Origin of the sequence: Methylobacterium sp. J-088 (assembly GCF_022829295.1) — a bacterium.
Lineage (GTDB): Bacteria > Pseudomonadota > Alphaproteobacteria > Rhizobiales > Beijerinckiaceae > Methylobacterium.
This window is the reverse complement of the sequence record NZ_JAKSYH010000249.1, coordinates 1-23,507: the sequence shown is the minus strand read 5'-3', so window position 1 is coordinate 23,507 and position 23,507 is coordinate 1. Positions and strand designations below refer to the sequence as shown.

Sequence of the window (23,507 nt, the reverse complement as noted above, 5' to 3'; positions counted from 1 at the left end):
CCGCACTTCCGATCCCAAGACCTCGAAGGACCGTGCCTGGCTCAACCGCCACCCGCGCTTGCCCTTCCACTGCACCCCGACCGCAGCCTCGTGGCTCAATGCCGTCGAGGGCTTCTTCGCCAAGCTCGCGAAACGCCGGCTTCGACGCGACGTGTTCGAATCGCTGATCGAGTTGCAGGCCGCCATCAAACGCTTCATCGCCGAGAGTAACGGCAATCCGAAGCCCTTCGTGGACCGCCGACCCGGATCGCATCATCCAGGCCGCAAAGCGCGGGCACCAAGTGTTAGACTCGCACCACTAGGCTCTTGGCGCCGCTCAGGCTGACAAGCTGAGCTGCTGCAACAACCGCCCCCGAGACTCCGTCGGCGTCAGCCAAGCGTCCGCGTTGGACGCACATCATCCAAAAAATCTGACTGGGTTTACTCTTTCAAAAGAACGGTGCTTTCATCCCAGCCATACAAAGGGTGCTGGTGCGGCCGGTTTCCCAAGCCCAACGGCAGCAGCCTTGGGTCCCGATACAGGTTGTATTAGGCCGCCCGATCACGGGGGATCAGTCATCGGAATCACCGATGATCCGGCGCTGCGGCGCGGACCCGAAACCTGCAGGCGATCATCGCGATGCCGGCGACCATCGCAGCATCCTTCGGCTCCCCGAACAAGAGAGCGCTACCCTAAGCAACTCCGATCCTACCGACGCCGGCCGAGATCGCGTAAACGATGTCGATCGGTACGATCGATGCTCGTCGACATCAGCCTCGAGGCCGTCTCGTAGCCGGAAGCGACGATCAGGGTCGGGAATGGACGTGTCAGTCCATCCGCAGCCTTCGGCGCCAGGATCGCCGAGATCTCGGCCCCAATCGTTATAGTGCGGGTTACAATTGGATCATGCGATCGCCGCCAAGGGAAGTTCCGCTGGCGATGGAGTGGTCACCGGCGCTGGCGCGAACATCTCAATATCGTCCACGAACTGCTCCACGATCGGAGCCGAGTTTGCGAGACACACCTGCAGGTAGGTAGCGATGGACGGTGCCTGCGCGAAGCCTTCGGCGATGAGCCTCTCGTTGGCGAACGAGAGATCAAGGGCGCAGAACGCATAATAGGCTCTGGTTGCCAAAAGCATCGCCCTCGTGGACGCCTCCTTCAAGCCAAATACTTCCGCAAAGCGCTTGCGCAGGTGCGCGCGATCGCGATCGAGATCGAATTGTCTGAAGGCGCGGATGCCGTCAGTGGGTTCCGCCTTCTCGAACGCGGCGATTACGTCGGACCAGCGCGTGCGGCCGGTTGCACCGGAGGAGAGGTGATAGAGCCGGTGCTTGAGATCCGGTTTCATCAGAAGACCTGCGAGCGTCTCGGCGACCCAGTCGGCCGGGACGATGTCGACGCAACTTTCCGGGCTGCATGGCAGCATGCGCAGTGCGTCCGCGGCTCGCAGCACCCAGAGAATGCTCGAACTCGGCGCGGCACCAAGCGTCGAGTGCCCGACGACGATAGATGGCCGAGCGACGATGATCGGGAGGTCGGGAAACTGTTCTGAAAGCGAGGTTTCCGTAGCAGCTTTCGATTCCGTGTAGCCGACGATGTGCCGAGCGTCCGCTGCCGGATAGGCTGTCTCTTCGACGAGACTCGGCGCGTCGGCGCCGCAGATCATTGCCGTGCCCACGTGCAGGAAGCGCTGCAAGCCCGGCATGGACTGAGCACGTCGCGCCAGCGCAAGAGTGCCGTCGTGGTTGGTCCTGAAGACTCGCTCCCCGCCCCACCAGGACGTATCAGCGGCGAGGTGCAGGATGTGGGTGCATCCGTCGAGCCGCGGATCCATATCGAGGTCGGCATTGGTAAAGTCGCCGGGCACGATCTCGATCTTGCGTGCGAGGCGTTGGGCTGTGAACGGATCGGTGAACCGCTCCAGGCGCGCGGCGACGCGCTGACGCCCCTGCTCGACACCCGCGCAGCGCACGAGGCAGACCCAAGTCGTGTCATCGTCGCGCCCGAGCGCGTGATGTAGCACGGCGCCGCCGATCAGCCCGGTCGCGCCCGTCAGAAGAATGCGTGCCACGGTACTCTCCACTCCTATGGGAGAGTCATAAGCAGAAAATCTTGGAAACATTTCGGCCAAAAAAGCTTAAGACGCATAAGCGTTACGTGTGTGCCCAATGCGCAACAGTAATCACAATATCGTGATGGCGACTCTGTGTGACATAGCTTTGGCTAGTCAACAACAACGGGTCAAGGGCTCACGCGAAAGGAATAGATTGCGCCGATCGCAACCGTGAGCTCGTTGGGCGTGCCAATGCGCCGTACGATCGGACTGCCGGACGCCGATGCGATGAACCGGTCGTAACGGATGTAGCCGAGCGTCTGCCAAGTTTCCGACCAGTCATAGCCGAGGCTCGCTGTCGCTCCGGCCGAGCGTGATCCGGCTGCGGCACGATACGGCGCAAGGATCGGGTTCACGAGGTTCGTTCCAACGGGAACATCGAAATCAAGCCGCATCGCGGCCTCATCACCAATAACGAACCGTGGGCCCATGCTGAGCGTGAATCGCCCGAAGCGGCTCACGAGATCGGCACCAAATTTCGCGATGATCCCATCATGAGCGCGGATCCCCTGAGTCACTTCAGCCCGCAGCCTGACGGTTTCAGCGATCGGCCAAAGCTCACCGAACACGCCGAGCCCCACGGTCACCGGCAGTCTGGGTAGGCCAGCAAGCCGATGGTCGTCGTTGCGGAAGCGGCCCTCGCGAAAATCCAGTACGGCACCGGCCTGCAGCCGTTCCTGTCCAACGAGCGTGACATCGAGGCCGTCATCCGGTGACCACCACTCGCGGGGTTCGTCGGCTTTGCGGAACGACACGTAAGGCAATCCCCAGAGCCCGACCTGTTTGCCGCCCTGGAAACGGGGGCCTGCCCCGACGAATCCTCCGGCGGAGACGATGGTGTTGGGCTCGAACAATGCACTGAGGTCATCAGCCTGCGCCGGTGCTGGGAGTGCCGCTAAGGCTGTCGCCACGCATAAGCCCAGGCACTTGGAACGCTGCTGCCAGCTCACCGTCGAGTTCCTCCGGTCACCTTGGCCATACAGAAGGCGACCGTGACACGCCAATCTTAAAGGCCGGCCAAACGTCTCGCTGGGTCACTCTACCCTCGAGAGAGCCTTGCAGTGCTTTCCTTGGTATGGGTCGAGATCCGTTTTCGATGAACCGGCATTGCGAACTGAATGGCGGTCGCGAGCGCGGACTGGCCGGCTGGTCCTAGCCGAAAGCGGAAGAACCGCTTCAGAGTAGGGGCGCCCGAAAAGCGGACGCATCGCTACCGACTTGTGCCGATGCCTGAGTAGACTCTCGTGGCGTCCCCAAAGCCAGCTTGCTGACTGGCGCCAGGTTCTGCAGCCGTGAGTACCTGATTGTACGGGTCGTTCGAAAACCGCGGAGCTCGCGGTGGGAAAAAGGTTAGACTGCTTCTTTTTCGTGGTCGCTCCCCGCCTCCCGTCCCAGGCGAACCATGATCTCCCGCAGCCCGCGATGGGCGGGATCTCGGTCATAGGACGCGTGCCACAGCATCGAGATGACGATCTCCTCGGTGGGCACCGGCACGGGGCTCGTTGCCAAGTCGAGTTGGTCGGCGAAGGTCGTGGCCAGCGCATCGGCCATCGTGGCGATCAAGGGCGCGGCCTGCACATGAAACGGCACGGTCGCGAAGCGCGGCGTCGCCGCCGCCAGCCTGCGGGTCCGGCCCACCTTCGCGAGCGCCTCGTCCACCACGCCCGGGCCGACGCCGGTCAGATACGTCAGGATGTGCGGGAAGCGAACGAAGTCGTCGAGCGAGAGCGGACCGCTCACGTTGAGCAGCCGGGGATTGAACAGGCTCAGGAAGCCGAAGCGATAGAGCGGCCGGACCTTATGGTGAACTTGGCCCTGTGAGATCATACCGACGACCATGTCGATCCGGTCGGCGTCGAGGTCTCCCAACACGCTCGCGTAATCGAGGCCGATCAGGGACAGGCGGATGCCGGGCGCCTCGCGTGCGAGGACGGCGAGCAGGCGCGGGATGAGCCGCACCTCGACGCTGCCGGGAATGGCGAGCGTGAAGGACCGCTCGACCGTCGCGGGGTCGAAGTCGCCTTCCCGGAGGACGATGCACTGAAACTGGCGCAGGGCCGCGCGAACCGGCTCGACGAGGGCGAGCGCCCGCGGCGTCGGGCGCATGCCGTCCGGCGTGCGGGTCAGGAGTTCGTCGCCGAGGAGCTTGCGCAGGCACGCCAGGTTGCTGCTCATGGCCGATTGCGTGATGCCGACCTTCACGGCGGCGCGCGTGACGCTGCTCTCGGTCAGGAGCACATCGAGCGCCACGACCAAGTTCAGGTCGATGCCGGCGAAGTCACGGTGCTTGATCGTCATGGCTCGGTCCGCCGGCAACTCTTGACCAGGTCTTGGGCGACCGGATGATGCGGCATCCGACCAAGCGAGACCATGCAGCGTTCAAGACTCCGTACGCTCCCATCAGGGTCGTCGGAAACGGACCATCATTCACGGCGTGAATACCGAGTATCGATTGCATCTATTTGATGAATACAGCTACCGGCTGCATCTTCTCCTCATCGAAGGACGGGTCGCCCCGTCACACCGAGAGGATCCGGCGATGACCCACCGTTCCCTCACCCGCGCCGCCGCCCTGACGATCATTGTGGCGGCCGTCCTGCCAGCCTCCGCGTCCAAGGCGACCCTCGACACCGCCGCCCACGGCGCTTTCTCCATCCCCGCCGTTCTGGGTGCGGCCTACCATACGCCACATCTGGCGCTGAGCGCCGCCGACGTCCGGGCGCAAGGCGGTCTGCTCGTGCCGAGCCTCACGCGCGGGCAGCAGGCTCAGCCCGCCACCGCCTCCGCCGAGCCCTTCAAGGCCCCCGCCACAATCTCCGTCGCTTATCGGAACCGAAACATCGCGACGGACGCCGCACAGGTCCACGAGCAGGGCGGCTTCGCGACCGCGGGCGTGGTCCGTTGGCTGCCCAACGCCCTGATCACGCACGAGGCCAATACCAGCCGGGTCAAGCTCGGGGCGCTTGGCGCCATGACCTCATCGCGCACGCGGACCTGACAAGGATGAGCAAGCACCTGCGCTGTGAACTGTTCACCGTGTGAAATATGAATGGACGTCATGTCCAATCAGTTCACTTCGACCAAGATCATGGTCGAGCACGTCACCCTCTCTTCGATCAAGTCTTTCGAAGCGGTTCGATCCGCCCTGCAGGCGTCGGTGCCTGTCATCGATCGCGTCGCCGGCGAACGGGATGAACGCCTTCGGAGGGTGCTTGCCGCAGCCGTCGGATGACGTCAGGCCCGTGGAGCGTTGCGGATCGGCCCAAGCCTTGCCGATCTGTGGTGCGTGAGGGGAGCAGGTGAAAGGTCTCCGCGATGTCTGGCGTCCGCCGCATTGGCCTCGTGCTTTGCCCGGAGTTCGATTTCATGGGCTTGGCCGTGACCTCACCGTTTGCCGTCGCCAACCGATACGTCGCCGACACGACCTATGACATCCGCGTCCTGTCGGAGGCAGGCGGCCTCCTTCGCTCCGGGTGCGGCCCCGCCGTCGAGACCGAGAGGCTGAGCGACCCGTCCGCCTTCGACACGATCATCGTCGCTGCGGGCATCAGCCTGCCCGAGCCGAGCCCGGGTTTCGTCGCCTACCTGCGGGAGGCGGCCCGTTCCACGCGCCGCTTGGCGGGCCTGTGCCTCGGCGCCTTCGCCCTGGCCGATGCCGGCCTGTTGAGCGGGCGGCGCGCCACGACCCACTGGCGCTACGCGCCGCAGTTCCGCGCGCGTTATCCCGACTGCGACCTCGACATCGACAAGATCTACGTCGCGGACGGCAATCTCTGGACGTCCGCCGGCATGTCGGCGGGCATCGATCTCGCCGTCGGCATGGTCGAGCGCGACCACGGCCGGCCGGTGGCCCGCACCGTTGCGCGGGGCCTGGTCATGGAGCGACGCCGGGCCGGGGGGCAGGCCCAGCATTCGGCCCTGCTCGACTTCGATGCGCCGAGCGACCGGATCCAGAGCGTCCTCGCCCATGCACGGCAGAACCTGCAACGCCCGCTGACGACGGACGACCTCGCGGGGGTCGCCTGCCTCAGCCCGCGCCAGTTCACGCGGGCTTTCCGGGCCGAGACCGGGGTCTCGCCGGCCAAGGCCGTCGAGGCCATGCGCGTCGAGGCCGCCAAGCACATGCTGGAGCAGAGCCGCCTGCCCATCGAGGAAATCGCCGCCGCGGCCGGCTTCGCCAACCGCGAGCGAATGCGCCGGGCGTTCCTGCGCGTCCAGGGGGATGTCCCGCGGACGATCCGCCGGGCGGCGGGTCCGCTTGCCGTCGTTTGACGCGGCGGCATGTCCGAAAACGAGGCAACTATGACGTAGTGGATACCGGGACGGCTGCGTAAGCAGGGCCTTGGGGGACTGCTTACTGTCGGGGAGTCGCAGACATGGTGAGCCTGACGATCAACGGTCGCCATTATTCAGTCGATGCTGAGCCCGATACGCCGCTTCTTTTCGTCCTGCGTGACACGCTCGGTCTGACCGGAACGAAATACGGCTGCGGCATCGCCCAGTGCGGGGCCTGCACCGTTCATCTCGACGGGCAGGCGACCCGCTCGTGTCAGGTGCCGCTCGCGAGCGTCGGCACCCAGGCCATCACCACCATCGAGGCGATCGAGCAGGACGCCATCGGCCGGAAGGTCGTGGAGGCCTGGGTCGCGTTGCAGGTGCCGCAATGCGGCTATTGCCAGTCCGGCCAGGTCATGGCCGCCACCGCTCTGCTCAAGCAGACGCCGCACCCGACCGAAAGCGACATCGCCGACGCGATGACGAACCTGTGCCGCTGCGGGACCTACAACGCCATCGCCGCCGCTGTGCGACAGGCCGCCGCCTGAGGAGCCCGCCATGAATCCGCTCCTGCCCCCCGTGGCCCCCTCCCGCCGCCGCCTCCTCGCCGGTGCCGGCGGCGCCCTCATCCTGAGCACCCTTCTGCCGGCGCGCCTCGCCCGCGCCGAGGCGCAGGGCCCCGCCGAGGGCGCGGGTGCCCTCGCGCCGAAGCCCGGGACGCGGGTGGCCGCCTTCCTGGAGATCCACCCGGACGGCACCATCAGGCTGCTCAGCCCCTTCGTGGAGGGCGGCCAGGGCATCGCCACCGGCATGGCACAGATCGTCGGCGAGGAGCTCGACGTGCCGCCCGCCCGCTTCGTCGTGGAATGCGCGCCGCCCGGACCCGACTATGCCGTCGTGAACGGGATCCGCATGACCGGCGGCAGCTTCTCGACCCGGTCGAGTTACGAGACCATGCGCCGCCTCGGCGCGACCGCCCGCGACCTGATGATCCGCGCGGCGGCGGCCAAGCTCAAGGTGCAGGACGGCGACCTCACCACCCGCGACGGGGTCGTGCTGCACGCGGCCACGAACCGCTCTCTCGCTTACGGCGACCTCGCGGCCGACGCCCTGAAGCTGAAGCCGAACGAGTCCGTCCCCCTGCGCGATCCGGCGACGTTCCGCTACATCCGCCAGCCCGTTCCCCGACTCGACGTGCGCGACAAGTCCACGGGCCGGGCGATCTACGCCATCGACCAGAAGGTCGGCGGCATGTTGTACGCCGCCGTGCAGCACGCGCCACGCCTCGGCACGGAGCCGACGACCCTCGCCAACGAGGCCGAGGCGAAGGCGATGCCGGGCGTCCATTCGGTCCATCGCCTGCCGGGCGCAGTGGCGGTCGCCGCCGACAGCTGGTGGCGGGCGCGCAAGGCCGTCGAGGCGCTGACGGTCGAATGGTCGGCGGGCAAGCCCAGCGGCATCGACACGGTCGCGGCGGATTTCTCGTCCGAGGCGATGCTCGCGGCCCTCAAGGCCTCGGCCGAACCGGGCCATGTGGCCGAGGAGGAGGGCGATGTCGCCGCCGCCTTCGCCAAGGCCGCCAAGGTGGTGGAGGCCGATTACGAGGCCCCCTACCTCGCCCACGGGCAACTGGAACCGCCCTCGGCCATCGCGCGCTTCGACAGCGACGGCACCCTCGACGTCTGGCTTCCGAACCAGATGCCGGAGGTGTTCCAGGCGGTCTCGGCGAAGGTGGCCGGGCTGCAGCCGGCCCAGGTGCGCATCCACTCGCCGATGCTCGGCGGCTTCTTCGGCCGCCATTTCACCTACGATGCGGGCAACCCCTTCCCGCAGGCGATCCTGCTCGCCAAGGCCACCGGCCGCCCCGTGAAGGTGCTGTGGTCGCGGGAGGAGGAGTTCGCCCGCGACGCCGTGCGCCCGCTGAGCTTCAGCCGCTTCCGCGCCGCCCTCGATCGGGCGGGGCAGCCGATGGCGATCGAGGTGCGGACGGTGGGGGAAGGCCCGATCGGCCGCTACTTCAGCATGATGATGCAGACCCCCGTCGACCCTTCCGCGGTCGAGGGCATCGTCGAAAAGCCCTACGCGGTGCCCAACAGGCGCATGACCTTCACGAAGGTCGCCCACCCGGTGAACATCGCCTTTTGGCGCTCCGTCGGCCACTCGATGAACGATGCGTTCTACGAGAGCTTCCTCGACGAGATCGCCCAGGCCGGCGGGCAGGACCCGTTCGCGCTGCGCATGGCGCTCCTCGAGGGCAGCGCCCGGCACCGCACGCTGCTCTCGGCGGTGGCGGAGCTGTCCGGTGGCTGGCAGCGCGGGCCCTACCGCACGGACGACGGACTGCGCGCCCGGGGCATCGCCATGGCCTCGCCCTTCGGATCGGAGACCGCGACCATCGCCGAGGTCTCGGTGGAGGGCGGCGAGGCCCAGGTCCACAACCTCTGGATCGCGTTCGACCCCGGCAGCATCGTGAACCCGGCCATCGTCAAGGCGCAGGTGGAGTCGGCGGCCGCGCTCGGCCTGTCCTCGGTCCTGTTCGAGCAGATCGTCTACCGCGACGGCGTGCGATAATCGCGGAACTACGACACCTATCCGATCCTGCGCCGCGAGCACATGCCGAAGGTCCACGTCCGCATCGTCGAGAGCGGCGCGCCGATGGGCGGTGTCGGCGAGCCGGGCCTTCCGGGCGTGCCGCCCGCGGTTCTCAACGCCATCGCGGCGCTCACCGGCCAGCGGATCCGCGCGCTCCCGGTGGCCAACGCGAAACTCTCGGCCGCCTGACGCGGGATCCGCCAGGGCAGAGCGCACAGGTACGGCGCTCGTAGCGGGCGCCCCCCTGAGCACCGACGTGGGCAAGATCGTGACGACCCCGTCGATGCCCGAGACCGCCCACGGGCAAACCTTCGAGACAGGCCGGCTGATCTCGACCCGAACCCGTCCCGCCGGATGCCGGCCATCCGATACGGTCCCTTTGACAGTACTGGCCTGAGGGGGCCTGCGTGAAGGACGAAGGATCGATGCTGCAGGTCGTCGCGGAAGAGCAAGGCACGCCGGCCTCCGAAGCCACCCTGACCGCCCATCGCCCGCCGGAGCGACCGAAGGGTCCGGGCGGCTGGCGGCAGGTCGAGGCTCTGCCCGTCGGCCTGTTCGCGGCGGTGATGGGCCTGACCGGCCTGAGCATCGCCTGGACGCTTGCGCACGTCCGGTACGGCGTCCCCCTCTGGCTCGGCAGGGCCATTGGGCTGATCGCCTGCGCCGCCTTCGTCACCGTGGCGACGGGCTACGCCGTCAAGGCCGTCATCGCCGGCCCAGCGGTGCGGGCCGAGTTCAGCCATCCCATCGCCGGCAACCTGTTCGGCACGCCACTGATCAGCCTGCTCCTCCTGCCGATCCCCCTGGCGCCCCTGAGCCTCACCCTCGCGCGCGTGCTCTGGATCGCCGGCGCCCTCGGCATGACTGTGTTCGCGTGGTGGGTCGTGACTCGATGGCTCAGCGACCGGCAGCAGGCCGCGCATGCGACGCCGGCCTGGATCGTGCCGGTGGTCGGCCTCCTCGACGTGCCTCTTGCCGTTCCGGTGCTCAGCCTGCCGCCGATGCAGGGCGTGATGGTCTTCGCGCTGGCCGTGGGGCTGTTCTTCGCCGTGCCCCTGACCACGATGATCCTGTCGCGCCTGCTCTTCGAGACGCCGCTCCCCGCCGCCCTGCAGCCGTCGCTCCTGATCCTCGTCGCGCCCACTGCCGTCGGCTGCTCGGCTTATCTCGCGACGACGGGCACGGTGGATCTCTTCGCGGTGGCCCTGTTGTCGATCGCGCTGTTCCTCCTCGCCGTGCTTCTGCCGAAGCTCGCCCGGCTCGGTTGGAGCTGTCCGTTCCGCGTATCGTGGTGGGGCGTGAGCTTCCCCCTCGCCGCCGCGGCGGTCGCAGCCCTGCGGATCGCGACGGCGCAGCCGGGGCTGGGGATCGACAGCCTCGCCCTCGCCCTGCTGACGCTCGCAACGGCGGTGATCGCATGGCTGCTCGCCCGGACCCTGCTCAGCGTCATTCGAGGGGAATTGCGCACGCTGGCGCAGTGATAGGCTGTGGCCACAGGCCGTCCTTGACCCACGATGAAGGATCTTAACGTTAGCTCGTCGCCACCTACGACACGCTACGCGCCTCGAATTCGCGAAGGTTCTCCAAGAGATAGAGCGTCGAGCGGCCCCAGCGGAACAGTCGCATGAGCAGAACGCATCGATACGATGGGCTTGCGCCAGCACCATGACCTAACTCGTCGCACCGCGCGGTCGAGCTTCGCCGTCGACGCGGTCTAGCGGAAGATCCCCATAACCTCATTGCCGGCCCGTTCGGCGAGAGCGCGTAGGATTGGTCGGTCGCAGATACCCGTCAGTCTCCTCACCCTCGACTTGTTGGAACATCCAGGCCTGCACGGACAGGCGAGCGCCGAACAGAACAAGGGCGAGGACCGCAACGCGCTCGCCTGGGGGGCTGCTTCCATCGGCTGGGGCACCTGCGGGATTGCAACGCAACGAGCTGTCAGCATTGCGCCAACGGCTTGGCTGCAGCTCCGGGCCTTGCCGCTGCGGGAGGTGAGGGGACGCCTGCGCCCGCTGTTCACGCAGGAACGGGTCGCGGCCTCGGCCGGGGCATTCCTGGATGGATTGCTCGGGCCAGAGCGGCGCAAGACGGGTTGAATGCGGGCGGAAGCCGCGGGGGATCCCAGCCCCTGGCGTCAGCAGGCGGTGCTCGGTCGTGGACGTTGGGACGCCGACGCCTTGCGCGACGTGGTGCGGGACTATGCCTTGGAGACCCTGGCCGACCCGGATGCAGTTCTGGTTCCCGAGGATCCTTCGACGAACTCAGGATGAGTCCGGCTTCCTCAAGCAGGGCAAGGCCTCGTGCGGCGTGCATCAGCAGTACACCGGCTCGGCCGGCAAGATCACCAACTGTCAGATCGGCGTGTTTACGGCCTACGCCTCGCGGCTCGGTCATGCCTTCATCGATCGGGCCTTGCACCGGCCTGAGACCCGAACCTCGGATCCAGCCAGATTGGCCGCCGCCCATGTGCCGGAGGGGACGACCTTTCCAACCAAACCGAGCTTGGCGCTTGCGATGATCGAGCGCGCAATCGCTGCCGGCGTGCCGTCCTCCGGGGCGGCGGCCGACCTCGAGTACGGGGTCGGCGACATCGAGATGGCGCTGCGTCGGGCGGGCAAGGGCTACGTGCTCGGTGTCAAGACCGATCACAGGTTCAACGCCTGGGTCCGCAAGCCGCCGGTGGCCGGCACCGCCGAGACAATCGCGAACGGCCTCGTGCCGTCGGCCTGGGCGCGCCCGTTGGCGGACGATGGGATGAAGGGCGCACGGCTGTGTATTCTATGCGGGAGCTTTGCCGCATGCCTGCTCATAAAGCCCTCATGAACAACCGGCACCGCAAGACGGCCACGAAGGTGCTTACTCACCCGGTCTTGGCGAGCATCGAGTGAAACGTGGCGGACGGCTTGCTGATTACCGTAGGCGGCGTGGAGGGCTAAGGGACTGAGTCACGAGTGCTGTTCGCGTTCGATCCCGACGGTGAGCACGTCGAGATGTCCCACAGGCCATATTTGTATAAGGGATCCAAGCGCTACCATATCAAGGCGGCCTAGGCATTGCTAACATAAGGTCGGGGACTCCTCGGTTGATCAGAAAGACGGCACCGAAAGGAGATTGAGTGGATAAGCCACGTGCATCGATATAAGCGCTACGCCGCGCGGGTCGAGTTTGGTGCCGATGCTCATATCTTTGTCGACACGGTCGCCTGCATCAGCGATGGCGTAGGCTTCCATGCCGGCAATGCTACGGACCTGTCGACGGCTGCTGGCGAAGCGATGGATGTCTATGTCGCGATCTGCGTCAAGAAGGTCGCCAAAATTCCCCTGCGCCCCTACTCCGGTAGTCTATCAAACCGCGTCTCACTGGAGCTGGATGCCAAGGTGGCCATCGCAGCAGAATTATCGGATTAGATCTTCGAGCAGTGGGACAACGAAGTTCGGCCAAAAAACCACCGAACGAGTAGCGGCCTGATCATATCGAAGGCAACGGCAATGAACATAGCGGACGGGAGGGCTCTACCGGTTAGCGTTTAGGCCTCGATCACGCGGGATAGGCACTCGGCCTCGGTGATCTGCTCCTCGTCGAACGCACGCTAGTGATACGCGGTTGTCTGCGCTCCGATCACAAGACTCGCAGCGCCGGCAGATATAGTTCTTCGGCCCTCGCAGACCGCGACACGTTGTTCTAGACCGTCGATAAGGGCACCCAGATCTTGCCGCGATAGGTTCTGACTTTAACGCCGACCTTGTTCTGGTTTGGCTTCTCGTTGGGTGACACAAGCCCGCATTGAGCAGCACACCTTTCTCCCGCCCTTGTAGAACACCCCACGAGCCCGCAGGATCGTACGTATCACTTGGTCGGCATCCCGATGATTGGTGCCTTTGCCGACTATTCGGGCGTCTTCGGCAGTATGCGCGATGAGCATCCACGCTAAGTAGCCATATTTGACATAACGTCAATTTTGTCTAATCCAAAAACAGACAAGATGGCCTCTCTTCTTCTCGGCGATGATGACGTATAAAATAAGCTTTTAGCTTTCGAACGTATTTCTTCTGCAGCAAGATTTCTTTTTTCTCGACGATCAAATTCTCCATTTCGTTCAATAAAAAATTCAACCGCCTGTTCAATCGTGTCGTACAAATTACCGATCCCTAGTTTTTCGACGATCTCTTTGGGGCCGGCCTGATTATAAACCACGGGTAGGCAGCCGTTCATCGCGGCTTCCACAACAGTCATTCCAAAATGTTCGAAGTTCTCCGGTTCTTTATTTATGTCTTGTCCATATCCTGCGGCATGAATATAAATTGACGCAGATCGATAGTAAGACTTTAGTTCATCCAACGAAATGTTAGTTAGAATTTTTGCATTATATCCCGAGAGGGATTTCGTAACGAACTGAACATATTTGTCGTCATTTGAACTTCCGACAAGAACGAGTTCCCATCCATTTAAGCTACCCGCGTCGACACATTGCTTGAATAGATCAGCTATTATATGCTGATTTTTAGAATGCCCGGTTGAAAAAAATCTCCCCACCGACAGGATCTGTTTCGATTTGTCAAATATAGTTTTCTCGTTCAGTTCCACAATTTTTTCTGATATTGCAGGGTATAGTATATCCGAAGCATAGTTCTTCTCCTTCCACATCTTCGCCATCCAGTTAGATGTGTACTGAGAATTGGCTAAAAACTTATAGCTGCTCAAAAACTCAAGCGTTGGCGTTTGCTGGGAAAGCTTACCAAATAAAAAGAGTGCTTCGCCAAAGACGGTAGTTCGCTCATATAAGTCGAATTAATAAAAATGTCATACTCGTCAGTTAGTTCTTGAGTCATATCTAATACTATCCGTTTTCTGACACTTTTATGGCTCAATCCAAAATAAGAAAGAACATAGTCAATATCAAAGTCATTGCTTGAAATGAGCTCGACCGTCGATAAGAGCCGCAATTCAGAAACGATACTGAGCGCGTGAGCTTCGCCTCCCCCCAAATTTTGCCAAAAGTTATTGTAAACCCCAATCCGGAGCTGATTCTTCCTTATCAAAACACCTTGCTCAAACTTGCTGATAAGTTGTGGCAACTCGGAAATGATGTCATCAAGGACTCCGGCATACGTATTGTCGTCCGGCGTTTTTAAATTCTCTTTATGGGAAAAAAAATGCTTATGATGGTTGAACATCATCATTTTGTCGTGCAATAGTTGTTCTCTAACCCCCGGAGGTGAAAGCATATATTGGTATATAATTTGATTTCTGTTTACATACTTTGTCCAAAATGCAGACCTTTCAATCGAAGTTGACGAATGTTTATGATAGACTTTCGATGAAGGACAGTAAAAAATCTGAAATCCCGATCCTCGCAATCTTTGCAAAAGCTCACTATCCTCGTAATAAGCGAAGAATTCACTGATAAAGAGATCACGACCAGCCAGGGCGTCTCTGCGAATCAGGCAAGAGCACCCACAAAGCAGCGATACAGGCTCTACAGTCTCAAATTGACACTCATCGTAGGCGCCAAATCCGCGATCAGCTGTGGTATGATTTGGACCTTCGATGCTACCCGCATTGTTGATCACGTGCTTTCCCAATAAGCAAGATTGCTCATAGAGCGGAATTGTTATCTCGCGACATGACAATTCAATCTTAAAATTTTTCTTTTTGTACCCATAACAAACCTCAATATTCTGCGACTCAAGATCAGATGTTAAAGATATCTGAAAATCCCGTTCCTCAATAGGAATTTTGAGACTGAGTTGATATTTTTCCCCGCATCGCGTTGCCGAAACACGGCCATCGGTTTCGATTCCTACATCGACAAAGTATTATTTGTATGCCAATTGATTGAGTATCATGCTTACATTTGCGGAAAATTCCGCGTCTGAAGCAAATTCGATCGATATGAACGGCACCCAAAATCTAATTTTGGATGTCACGGCACCGATATTAGGCTCGTGTCGCATAGTATTTAGAAGACTATATAACCAATCTTGATCGACCGTGGTATCGTTATTTAATAGTGCAATCAATTCACCTCTCGAAGCACGGAGGCCGATATTGTTAGCTTCCGCAAACCCAACATTACGGTCGAGTTCTATAATAATGGAATTTGGAATTAACGTTCGCCAAAGGTGGCATGAACTGTCTTGAGACCCATTGTCGACGAAAATGATCTCAAAATTTTGATAAGTCTGCTGAAGGAGAGATGTCCCTAAATCGTTTAGATGATGCTCGCCATTAAGATTTACAATTATTATGGATATCAGCGGTGCCTTGCTAAGTAAGTAGTATCTCCTTACATCGTGTGGATTTTCTCTGTACGTTCTCCATGCTTCAACTGTTCCTGAAGATGTTAGGTTGCGAATTTTTGCTGAACTTCCATGTTCTCTATAAGAACGATTTTCAGCCCGCCCTACGGCTAGATAATGGGAGAGCGCATCGGTCAGTCCTTCTCGGGCAAGTGCTGCAACATCTTGGTTTTGTTCCAGATACCACCGAGCATCAAACGAGGGTGATGGCGAAAATCCACGCCTACCGCCAATTAATAAATAATGTTGAATGGCGGTCATAGCACCGGTCTTCACGATGTCCTGAGCTTCCGGGTAATTTTGAAGATACCAATGTGTGTCGAACATGGGATTAGGAGCTCGTCGTTCTCTCGCTCCGTGCTCGAGAAAATGCAAATAGGGATGCAATTTTTTTTGAGAGTAAAACGCGTACACATCTTTATTTTGTGCCAAATACCACTTTGGGTCAAACAGTGGGTGAGGAGAATTTTCAAATGCTGCGGAGTTTTTCAAATAATCAATTATTACCTGAGCATTGTTTTTGAATTTATTTTTGAGATATTTATTGTTATAACTCAGATAGTAGGCGAAATTAAACAGCATATTAGGTGGCCGGCCTTCATATATACCATGTTCCAAATAGTGCTTCATCGGGTTTGTTATGTTTAAAGCGGTCTTTTCATGAACGTCTTTGTTATTTAAGATATACCAAGCAGCATCGAATATTGGCTTTACGAGATTTAGATGGTCATTTTTTCTTTCTATGCACTTAGATATTCTGATTTTCATTTCTTAGAACTTTCAATTGATGCTGGCTCCACCGAAGTCGCCATACGTTCCGTGTAGATAATTGATAAAGTTGTGCGTGTGACAACTGAGGCGCAAGTGCATGCAATCCCATTCTAGCTGGGTGTGATAAAACCGATGATGATCGAGGGGTCAATCGAAAACTTCTGTCCGAGTCCTTGAGATATGTCCGGTTATAGTGCTTTAATTTGTATGCTGTTTCTTCAGTTACGACTTATATAATCTCATTTCTACTTCATATACCCGTCAAATTGGCTTTAGAAAGCTGTCTATCAAATTTATCAAATTGGTTTTCTTATAGATTGTCGCAATTATTATCGCGAATGTCTTTCAAAAATCTCAAAACTCTAATTTCTATTCCTCTCGAGTAAAACTTCCTGTACTGGATCAGTATAACTCTACAGTTTTATTCGTGTTTTTCTGCCTTTTGACGGATCATTTGGCAGCATCAATCGATTCGAGGTTGACGGCGACCGAGCACCACGTATTGGTCAAGCTGCAGCGTTTGGAAGGTCAGCTGAAGTCGGAGCTTGACACTCTCTTTCGCGCGACGCCGGGATCCTTCCATTAAGATCCTCTGGTTCATCAGCGCTAATCAACGGACCTTTCGATTACCGAGAGAGCCGATCTGCTCGGCGTGCCGAGGGCCGGGTATTCCAACTCGGCCGAGCGACAGCGCGCGGCGCCGGCAAGGACGGACACTGAGCCGCTGAAGGCTTCTGCACCGCCCCTCTCGGCTTAGCGCCGACCACGGCGCGCCGCGTGTCCACGCTGACTTGCGGGAGCAGGCCGTGCAGCATGTTGGCGAAAGCATTGCTGTGCTAATAAACAAGGCCGGCGTTCGGCGTGGCAGTCCTGGCACCACACGGCGTAAAAAGGAGGCGCGGGCCGAGCCCGATCTCGTCGATCAGAGCTTCGTGGCCGAGCCGCTTAGCTAGCTCCGGGTGACCGACATCTCCTTCTTGCCGACCGCGGCCGGCTTTCTCGGCCTCGCGGCTGACCCCCGCGCTTTCAATTGTCCGATCGTCGGATGGACAATGGCCAACCACCTGCAGTCGGAGCTGATGCTTGACGCCCTGCAGAGGACCGTCACCCGGCGTCGGCGACCCGACATGATCCATCGCTGGGATCAAGGTTCGCTGCTGGGTTCGAGCGGTCATGGCCACACCAGTTGGCGACGACACCGGCAAACCGGAATTGCACGTACGTCCGCGGCGCTACGTTCTCAGCAGGCTTTGCCGGCTCGGGTCGGCGTGCTGCGCATTCAGCTTATCCTTGCGCGATCGTGGCACGATAGTCGCAGCCGTCACTGCGGAACGCAGCACCTCGCCCAATTCTCGAGAGTTGGTCGACGCCGCACGCCCCGGGTATCGAACCACTGCCCGAACCGCATGCGCCTGGATTCGCAGCAGTGCACTCTCATCCCTCTTAATCAACGACAAGGATTGGCGTAAGGACGGCTATAATAACGGTGAGGGGTGGCTAGGCGCGAATCGGAACCACCGCGAGTTAACCGACGGCGAAATTCCGACCTTCATGGCCGCTTCGTCACTTGGCACACTGTCAGTGATAACCGTTCAGAACTGCCGCCGCGTCGCGTGCAAACCGACCTCAGGACCGCCCAGCGACCGCAGCTTCGCTCCAGGAGACCGTTCCGAACGCCGTTGACCTACCATCACAACCACCGTCCTCTTTAGGTCAGGGACAAACCGTTTGAGCTATGCCCGGTGGATGAGGACCAAGCGAGCGTCGTGAAAGCGAGGTGGAGGTCAGTGCGTCGCGCGTGACGGATGGTCAGTTGATGTAGATGGGCGAGCCAAGCCAGGGTGCCCCCATCCTGAGCTTGTCGAAAGACCCATGGTCCAGCGATGACGATCGAGGTGCTCGCGGCTTTCGATGCGACGTTAAGCATCCCGTACTATGACGCTGCGGATACGGCACTCACGTCGACAGCGATGGTGATCGTAACCCTTGTCGGCGTGTCGCTTGCTCGGTCTGCGCCGTGGTCGGCCACGCCAGCCGATGCGCACGCCCGGCACCGCGTCGATGCTAGCCGCCGGCACACGACTGTCGTTGTAGTTGGCCCCGGTGAGGTACAGATTGCGCGGCGTGCCCCGGGCTTCCACGACTGAGGTGGCGCTTCATGTCCGGCTTGTCCCAGTCCGTTGGGTTCGGGCTTGTCGTCAGGCCCTCTTTCTTTGGCAGCGGTGGAGGCGCTGTCGAGGGAGCCGCAGCTGAAGTCGAAACCGCTCTGGCGTTTGAGTCGGTCGAGCAGCGACTGTTGTAGGCGGTCCCTCACCCCGAACCTTCTGCCAATCGCGTAAGCGTCGCCAGCGGGTCAAGCACGAGCCGCAGCGCACCTCGTACAGAAGCAACTCCTTGGGCGTGTCCAAGCGGAACACGAACAGGATGCCTGTCAGCGCCGAACAGTCAGATCTCCGAAGGCGGACACCCTTCGGCTTTGCTGGCTCAGGCGGCAGCAACGGTGTGATCTCAGCCCACAGGCCATCAGGAAGGAGCGGTCTCGCCATCTCCACTTAAACGCGCCGCAACTGGCCTTGCGAGAGGTTCTAACCGTAGTCGCAAAAAATATTACTGCCTAATTCTTTGCGATAAAGCTCTTTCTTGCGTCTAAGCAATGTCCACTTCAGGGGAGAAAGATCTAGCCGCGGAGAAGTAAGCCGGAGATGCTTGTGAGAACAGGGTCCGGGTCATTTGGCAACATAAACGGAACTCCGCCGAATGGGCTTTTTTGCATTTGCGACATGTCTTCGGTTGTCGTAGTGATCGATTGAGGGAACAAGGGTCCCTAGAACGAACCATAGAAAAGCTAAATCTGGTGCGGAAGACGCAAATATTTTTATTATACAACCAAATGTCAGCCACTAATAGTAGAACGCAAAATATAAAATGACGATCAGCGCTTTTGTAGTCAGTTATAACCGAGAGAGTACTATAGAGGCATGCTTACGATCCTTACGATTTGCCGACGAACTCATTGTTATAGACAAGGGATCAAATGATAAGACATTTGAAATCTCTCATGATATCGCGGATAAAGTATATCGTGTTGAATGGTCGCCGACTGTAGAAAGAACCCGGCTAGAAGCGTTGGCACTACGCGAGCACGAAAACATCGTTTTTCTGGACGATGATGAATGTTTTAGTATAGACGCCGTAAACTTTTTCAAAGATGAAGACAGAAATGGATTTTCAGACGGATACTATATCCCGTGCAGGCACTTTATATTGGGCTGGCATTCAACGACATCGTATTACTGGCCAGAAAGAAGCCTGAGGGCCTTCAAGAAAGGCTGCGTTCAATTTTCAGAAAATGTTCATAGCGGCATACAATACCATGGATCAGTAACGTCCTTTCCGCACTATGAGTCGGGCATTTACTTTTCAAATTTATCTCACGTGAACGCTGGCCAATGGATCGAGAAAACAAATAGATATACATCGCAAATCGAAAGGGCCACCTTTTTCTTCGATGACGGGGAAAGGCCATTTTATGATCAAATGAGAGACCGGCTATATTACTGGATGGTCGAGAGAACGTCATCGCGGAAAGAATACGATCAAATTGTTGCCGCGCTTAGGGCCATATACGATCTTATCGATTTTATAAAATGCTGGGAAATTAAGATAGATCCTGACGGTGAAAAATCATTTGATGACTTCTGCCGCATAATTATTGAAAATCACAAAGATAATTTGAGATTATATGGCAAAGCTTCCAGGTGAAATCGGAGTGAACCTGATAAGTAAAACAAATTTGAAAGTCTTATGAGCTTGTCGAGGGCAAGCCGAATTCATTCTATCGCTGTCAAAATCAGAAAAAGAAGGCGCTGATATGACGATCAATATGCAAGAATTTATCGAGGCCGCAGAGTCGTTCAAAAACAAGCTTGATAAGGCGGTAAGTTTTGACGAAATTCTCGCTATTTGGCGATCAAATGAATTTCCTTATAAAATGAATTCACGAGATCCATTCTCTAGTGAGTATCGAAATGAAGTCAAAGAAATATATAAAAACTTAAGTTCGCTGGATTACGATACTCAAAATGAATTAACATCTTCCAAGCAGAGTTTTGAGCAATTTGAAATAGGATCTCCTTGGACTAGCAAAAACTTAGATGTAATTTCTAAGGAACTGGCAAAAGTCAGCCAAGCTATGCTTGCTATACACCGCCTGAATGTTAAATATTGTAAAATAATAGGATTTGGAAGTGGCTGGGGCAATCTTGCTGTACCTCTCGCAAGATCTGGACTGGATATCACCATCGCTGATATAGATCAGGGCTTTTTAGATCGAACTTTACGTATTTGTCAGCGAGAAAATTTATCGATAGCGGCGATTCAAGGCGACTTTCTGGAAATCGCGTCGAGATCTGCAATCAGATATGACGTCGTATTATTTCAGGCAAGTTTCCATCATTGTTTTGAATTTGATAATTTGTTAGACCTAATTAGGGACAATTTGCTAACAGATTATGGATCTATTTTATTTTTTAGCGAGCCGATTTACAAGAATTTACCATTCCCCTGGGGACTAAGGTATGATGGTGAATCGTTATGGGCAATTATGTGCAATAAATGGCTCGAATTGGGTTTTCAGGAAGATTTTTTCGCGAAACTGATGATTTTAAAGGGTTTCTTCTTATCAAAAATAGACGAAATTAGTGGATACATTGGAGAAGGGTGGTCCGCAAAGAGAGGAATAGAATTTCTAAATTTTGATGATTGGGTTTTGCCCTCAAAGTACGATGAGACTTTTTATAGTGCCGGAAATCTAGGCGGCTATGGTCGATTTTCTAAAGACACCAGTTCACTACCGGGATTAAAGGGCGGAAATCTTAAATACTATGAGTTTGAAATACAGAATTATGGTTCTAGCCCGCTCAAAATTTCGATCAGTGGCGATCAGTCCGAAATATCGGCCAATGTTTCTCCGAACGAAACACATATTATAAAAGTTAGGGCGGATTGTGATGAAGTTACATTGCGGTCAGATGTATATATACCGCACATGTGCTTTGGGAACGGCGATAATCGGCAGTTGGGGCTAGCGATAAAAAGAATCCGAATGTTCAACTGACAATGCGATTTAATTTTTCATACACTTTAATGTTTGAATAAGCAATTTTCATGGTCGATCGAGGAGTGGTTGTGAACCGTTCGTATTGTAGGTTGATCCGGTGCGGGCGATTGTGATGACAGTTATGTCGATTTTGTGCTGGCCGGTTCCAACTACGGCATGTCTGGAAGGCATTGAGTAAACGCAGCCTGACCTGAGCGGCCGGCATCTCTCGGTGCAATAAAGCCTACCCGTTCTATGGGGCTATGGTCGTCCCCATCACCGGTGGCCGTCATCCGCCTCAGCGTCACGTGCCGTACATGACCCCGGCTGCGGTGCTTGGCGATCCGGGCGTGAGGTTACCCCGTATTTGTGCACGGTTAGAGGGCTTGGCTGAACAGGGCCCAGGTAAAAACGGTCCGGCTGAATCTCTCGTTTGTAGTCGACGGGCAGCGATATCGGAGCGCCGACTGCCGGCTCAGCGGATTGTAGAAGCCCTCGATGCAGCTGAAACAGGCTCTTCCAACCTCGGCCTGTGAGAGGAAGCGGCGGCGGGCCGGCAACTCATTTTCGAGGGTGGAGAGGAAGCTTTCTGCCACGGCGTTGTCGTGAGCGTCGCCGACCGAGCCCATTGAGGGTCGCACGCCGGCCTCCTGGCAGCGGCCAGCGACATATATTGCGATGCCCGGTCCGATGGCGGGTGCCCATTTCATATGTGCAACAGGACCCGTGCTTGCGGGAAAGCCGCTCGCCCTGCTCGTGCAGATCGGCTTGGATGCGCGGTGCGCCGTAGGTCTCGTGCGAGCCGAGAGGGACGGTGCGGATCCGCTTCGGCAACGCGGTGTCCGCTACGCGCCGCGCCGAGGGCTGCCCAACGACTTAGGCAGAGTACTCGGCCTTCGATACGCGGAGCACGCGTGCCATGGCGGCGATGGGAAAGGCAGCCTGGTTTGCGCTCATGAACCGGAAGACCCCGACGGCAGAACGCTGGTCTCCCGCGCAAACCAGTCCACCGCGCGCGATAGGATATCGCGCTCCAGTTTCAAATATCGGTTCTCACGCCGCAGCCGGATGAGTTCGTCACCCTAAGCCGTCGTTAGGCCTGGATCGGCACCCGGAAACGTCCGATCCCAACACCCCTCGCTCCAATCGACCTTGGCGACCCAATTCCGAATGGTCCGGCCCAAGGGCTCAAACTCCCGGCGCGATTATCGGCGGAGACGCTATCCTCGGCAGCCTCTCGGGCCGGCTGACCAACACCGGCACCGTGCTCGCCGCTGCCGGCCGGATCGACGGCGCCCTCCGCAACGACGCCGGCACCCTCGCGGTCACCGGCGCGGCCGCCGGCGACGGCACCTTCGCCAACGCCGCCGGTGCTGCGCGGCATCACCGGCAACGCCACCAACAGCTTCACCCCGGCGCTCGGCCAGCGCTTCGGCGTGCTGACCGCCCAAGCCGGGCTCAGCGGCACGTTCACCGGGCTGGCCCAGCCGGCGGTCGGGCTGCAGGCCGGCACGCGCTTCGACGCGCTCTACCGCGCCACCGGCCTCGACCTCGTGGTCACGCCGGCCGCCTACGGCGACCTCCCCGGGCTCGGGCTCGCCCAGACCGGCAACGCGCGCGCCGTGGGCGCGGCCCTCGACAGCGCCCGCCCGGCCGCCGGCACGCGGCCGGACGCGGACCGGGCGCGGGTGTTCGACGCGCTCTACGCCGCCGGGCCGGCCACCCTGCCGGGGGGGCTGGCGAGCCTGTCGGGCCAGGCCTACGGCGACGCCGTGATGGCCGATCTCGCCGCGCGCCGGCTGGTGACCGACACGATCGACCGGCACCTGCGCGGACAGGGCGGCGGCTCGGCCTGGTTCAGCGCGGGCGATCCGGGGCTCGGCCCGAACCGCTCGGCCCTGCAGATGCGCGGGGCCGCGGGGGCTCCGGACCAGCCGCTGGCCCCGGGCGAGGGCAGGGTCTGGGCGGACGCGCTCTACGGGTTCGGGTCGCGGGCGGGCGACCGGGCGGCCGCCGGGGCAAGCCTCGACGCGGGCGGCCTGCTGCTCGGCGTCGACCGTCAGGTCGGGGCCGACACGCGGGTGGGCGGGGCGTTCAGCTACCTGCGCGAGACCGGCGCGTCGCGGGGTCAGGGCTTCGGCCTGGGCCGGTCGGCCACCGACAGCTACGGCGGCACGCTCTACGCCAGCACCCGGCTCGGTTCGGTGATCCTGCGCGGCACGGCCGGGCTGTCCTACGCGGACGGTCGGATCGACCGGACCGCGGCTTTGGGCGCCGGCGTCTCGCGGGCGAGCGGCCTGGCCTCGGGCTGGGACGCCGGGGGGTCGGGCTTTGCCGGCACCGCGCTGGGCCTGGGCCTGCCGGTGGAGTGCG

General features: G+C 59.4%; 15 protein-coding genes and 5 pseudogenes. 12 read left to right on the top strand and 8 right to left on the bottom strand.

Annotated features, from left to right (window positions below; translation table 11 throughout):
- A pseudogene (locus MKK63_RS27060) lies at positions 1 to 302 on the top strand (IS630 family transposase); the annotation flags it as partial.
- Between the two features lie 582 nt (positions 303 to 884).
- Here the strand turns inward: MKK63_RS27060 and MKK63_RS27055 are convergent.
- From MKK63_RS27055 to MKK63_RS27045, 3 genes are all read right to left on the bottom strand, one after another.
- Positions 885 to 2,054 carry an SDR family oxidoreductase gene (locus MKK63_RS27055; protein WP_244007031.1) on the bottom strand — a complete coding sequence of 390 codons (1,170 nt, stop codon included), beginning with the start codon at positions 2,052 to 2,054 and terminating at the stop codon, positions 885 to 887.
- A 170-nt stretch (positions 2,055 to 2,224) separates the two neighbouring features.
- Positions 2,225 to 3,046: a MipA/OmpV family protein gene (locus MKK63_RS27050; protein WP_244007030.1), complete on the bottom strand. Its 822-nt coding sequence runs from the start codon at positions 3,044 to 3,046 to the stop codon at positions 2,225 to 2,227.
- A 400-nt stretch (positions 3,047 to 3,446) separates the two neighbouring features.
- On the bottom strand, positions 3,447 to 4,394 hold the full coding sequence (locus tag MKK63_RS27045; RefSeq protein WP_244007029.1) for a LysR family transcriptional regulator: 948 nt from the start codon (positions 4,392 to 4,394) through the stop codon (positions 3,447 to 3,449).
- A gap of 241 nt (positions 4,395 to 4,635) precedes the next feature.
- On the opposite strand from MKK63_RS27045, the gene MKK63_RS27040 reads away from it, so the two are divergent.
- From MKK63_RS27040 to MKK63_RS27005, 8 genes and pseudogenes are all read left to right on the top strand, one after another.
- Positions 4,636 to 5,094, top strand: coding sequence for a hypothetical protein (locus MKK63_RS27040; protein WP_244007028.1), 459 nt, complete (start codon positions 4,636 to 4,638; stop codon positions 5,092 to 5,094).
- Positions 5,095 to 5,145: 51 nt separating this feature from the next.
- On the top strand, positions 5,146 to 5,328 hold the full coding sequence (locus tag MKK63_RS27035) for a hypothetical protein (RefSeq protein ID WP_244007027.1): 183 nt from the start codon (positions 5,146 to 5,148) through the stop codon (positions 5,326 to 5,328).
- Between the two features lie 83 nt (positions 5,329 to 5,411).
- Positions 5,412 to 6,368, top strand: coding sequence for a GlxA family transcriptional regulator (locus MKK63_RS27030; protein ID WP_244007026.1), 957 nt, complete (start codon positions 5,412 to 5,414; stop codon positions 6,366 to 6,368).
- A 104-nt stretch (positions 6,369 to 6,472) separates the two neighbouring features.
- The gene (locus MKK63_RS27025; protein WP_244007025.1) at positions 6,473 to 6,919 is read left to right on the top strand and encodes a (2Fe-2S)-binding protein; all 447 of its coding nucleotides are present in this window, start codon (positions 6,473 to 6,475) and stop codon (positions 6,917 to 6,919) included.
- Between the two features lie 10 nt (positions 6,920 to 6,929).
- A pseudogene (locus tag MKK63_RS27020) lies at positions 6,930 to 9,152 on the top strand (molybdopterin cofactor-binding domain-containing protein).
- A 236-nt stretch (positions 9,153 to 9,388) separates the two neighbouring features.
- A complete protein-coding gene (locus tag MKK63_RS27015; RefSeq protein ID WP_244007024.1) occupies positions 9,389 to 10,444 on the top strand; it encodes an SLAC1 anion channel family protein in 1,056 nt (351 codons plus the stop codon).
- A 441-nt stretch (positions 10,445 to 10,885) separates the two neighbouring features.
- Positions 10,886 to 11,738 (top strand): annotated as a pseudogene (locus MKK63_RS27010) (IS701 family transposase); the annotation flags it as partial.
- A gap of 356 nt (positions 11,739 to 12,094) precedes the next feature.
- Entirely contained in the window at positions 12,095 to 12,373 is a 279-nt protein-coding gene (locus MKK63_RS27005; protein WP_244007023.1) for a toxin-antitoxin system HicB family antitoxin, read from the top strand.
- A gap of 520 nt (positions 12,374 to 12,893) precedes the next feature.
- Here MKK63_RS27005 and MKK63_RS27000 read toward each other — a convergent pair.
- The 4 genes and pseudogenes from MKK63_RS27000 to MKK63_RS26985 all read right to left on the bottom strand — a co-directional run bounded on the left by MKK63_RS27000 (position 12,894) and on the right by MKK63_RS26985 (position 18,582).
- On the bottom strand, positions 12,894 to 13,610 hold the full coding sequence (locus tag MKK63_RS27000; protein WP_244007021.1) for a glycosyltransferase: 717 nt from the start codon (positions 13,608 to 13,610) through the stop codon (positions 12,894 to 12,896).
- Between the two features lie 53 nt (positions 13,611 to 13,663).
- Positions 13,664 to 14,536 (bottom strand): glycosyltransferase family 2 protein, encoded by an 873-nt coding sequence (locus MKK63_RS26995; RefSeq protein ID WP_244007019.1) that lies wholly within the window; start codon positions 14,534 to 14,536, stop codon positions 13,664 to 13,666.
- 246 nt (positions 14,537 to 14,782) lie between these two features.
- On the bottom strand, positions 14,783 to 15,895 hold the full coding sequence (locus MKK63_RS26990) for a glycosyltransferase family 2 protein (protein ID WP_244007017.1): 1,113 nt from the start codon (positions 15,893 to 15,895) through the stop codon (positions 14,783 to 14,785).
- 1,849 nt (positions 15,896 to 17,744) lie between these two features.
- Positions 17,745 to 18,582 (bottom strand): annotated as a pseudogene (locus tag MKK63_RS26985) (IS5 family transposase).
- A 379-nt stretch (positions 18,583 to 18,961) separates the two neighbouring features.
- Here MKK63_RS26985 and MKK63_RS26980 point away from each other — a divergent pair.
- Positions 18,962 to 19,798, top strand: a complete 837-nt coding sequence (locus tag MKK63_RS26980; RefSeq protein ID WP_244007015.1) for a glycosyltransferase — start codon at positions 18,962 to 18,964, stop codon at positions 19,796 to 19,798.
- Between the two features lie 109 nt (positions 19,799 to 19,907).
- Complete coding sequence (locus MKK63_RS26975; RefSeq protein ID WP_244007013.1) at positions 19,908 to 21,152, top strand: class I SAM-dependent methyltransferase; 1,245 nt, start codon at positions 19,908 to 19,910, stop codon at positions 21,150 to 21,152.
- Between the two features lie 359 nt (positions 21,153 to 21,511).
- Here the strand turns inward: MKK63_RS26975 and MKK63_RS26970 are convergent.
- A pseudogene (locus MKK63_RS26970) lies at positions 21,512 to 21,793 on the bottom strand (integrase core domain-containing protein); the annotation flags it as partial.
- Positions 21,794 to 22,504: 711 nt separating this feature from the next.
- On the opposite strand from MKK63_RS26970, the gene MKK63_RS26965 reads away from it, so the two are divergent.
- Positions 22,505 to 23,507, top strand: a 1,003-nt coding sequence (locus MKK63_RS26965) for an autotransporter outer membrane beta-barrel domain-containing protein (protein WP_244007012.1), incomplete at its 3' end; no start/stop codon positions are given.

What these genes read in the sequence shown, in the direction of transcription:
- MKK63_RS27045 (WP_244007029.1), bottom strand. Translation starts at nt 4,394, where the DNA reads ATGACGATCAAGCACCGTGACTTCGCCGGCATCGACCTGAACTTGGTC.
- MKK63_RS27040 (WP_244007028.1), top strand. Translation starts at nt 4,636, where the DNA reads ATGACCCACCGTTCCCTCACCCGCGCCGCCGCCCTGACGATCATTGTG.
- MKK63_RS27035 (WP_244007027.1), top strand. Translation starts at nt 5,146, where the DNA reads ATGGACGTCATGTCCAATCAGTTCACTTCGACCAAGATCATGGTCGAG.
- MKK63_RS27030 (WP_244007026.1), top strand. Translation starts at nt 5,412, where the DNA reads ATGTCTGGCGTCCGCCGCATTGGCCTCGTGCTTTGCCCGGAGTTCGAT.
- MKK63_RS27025 (WP_244007025.1), top strand. Translation starts at nt 6,473, where the DNA reads ATGGTGAGCCTGACGATCAACGGTCGCCATTATTCAGTCGATGCTGAG.
- MKK63_RS27015 (WP_244007024.1), top strand. Translation starts at nt 9,389, where the DNA reads ATGCTGCAGGTCGTCGCGGAAGAGCAAGGCACGCCGGCCTCCGAAGCC.
- MKK63_RS27000 (WP_244007021.1), bottom strand. Translation starts at nt 13,610, where the DNA reads ATGTGGAAGGAGAAGAACTATGCTTCGGATATACTATACCCTGCAATA.
- MKK63_RS26990 (WP_244007017.1), bottom strand. Translation starts at nt 15,895, where the DNA reads ATGAAGCACTATTTGGAACATGGTATATATGAAGGCCGGCCACCTAAT.
- MKK63_RS26980 (WP_244007015.1), top strand. Translation starts at nt 18,962, where the DNA reads ATGACGATCAGCGCTTTTGTAGTCAGTTATAACCGAGAGAGTACTATA.
- MKK63_RS26975 (WP_244007013.1), top strand. Translation starts at nt 19,908, where the DNA reads ATGACGATCAATATGCAAGAATTTATCGAGGCCGCAGAGTCGTTCAAA.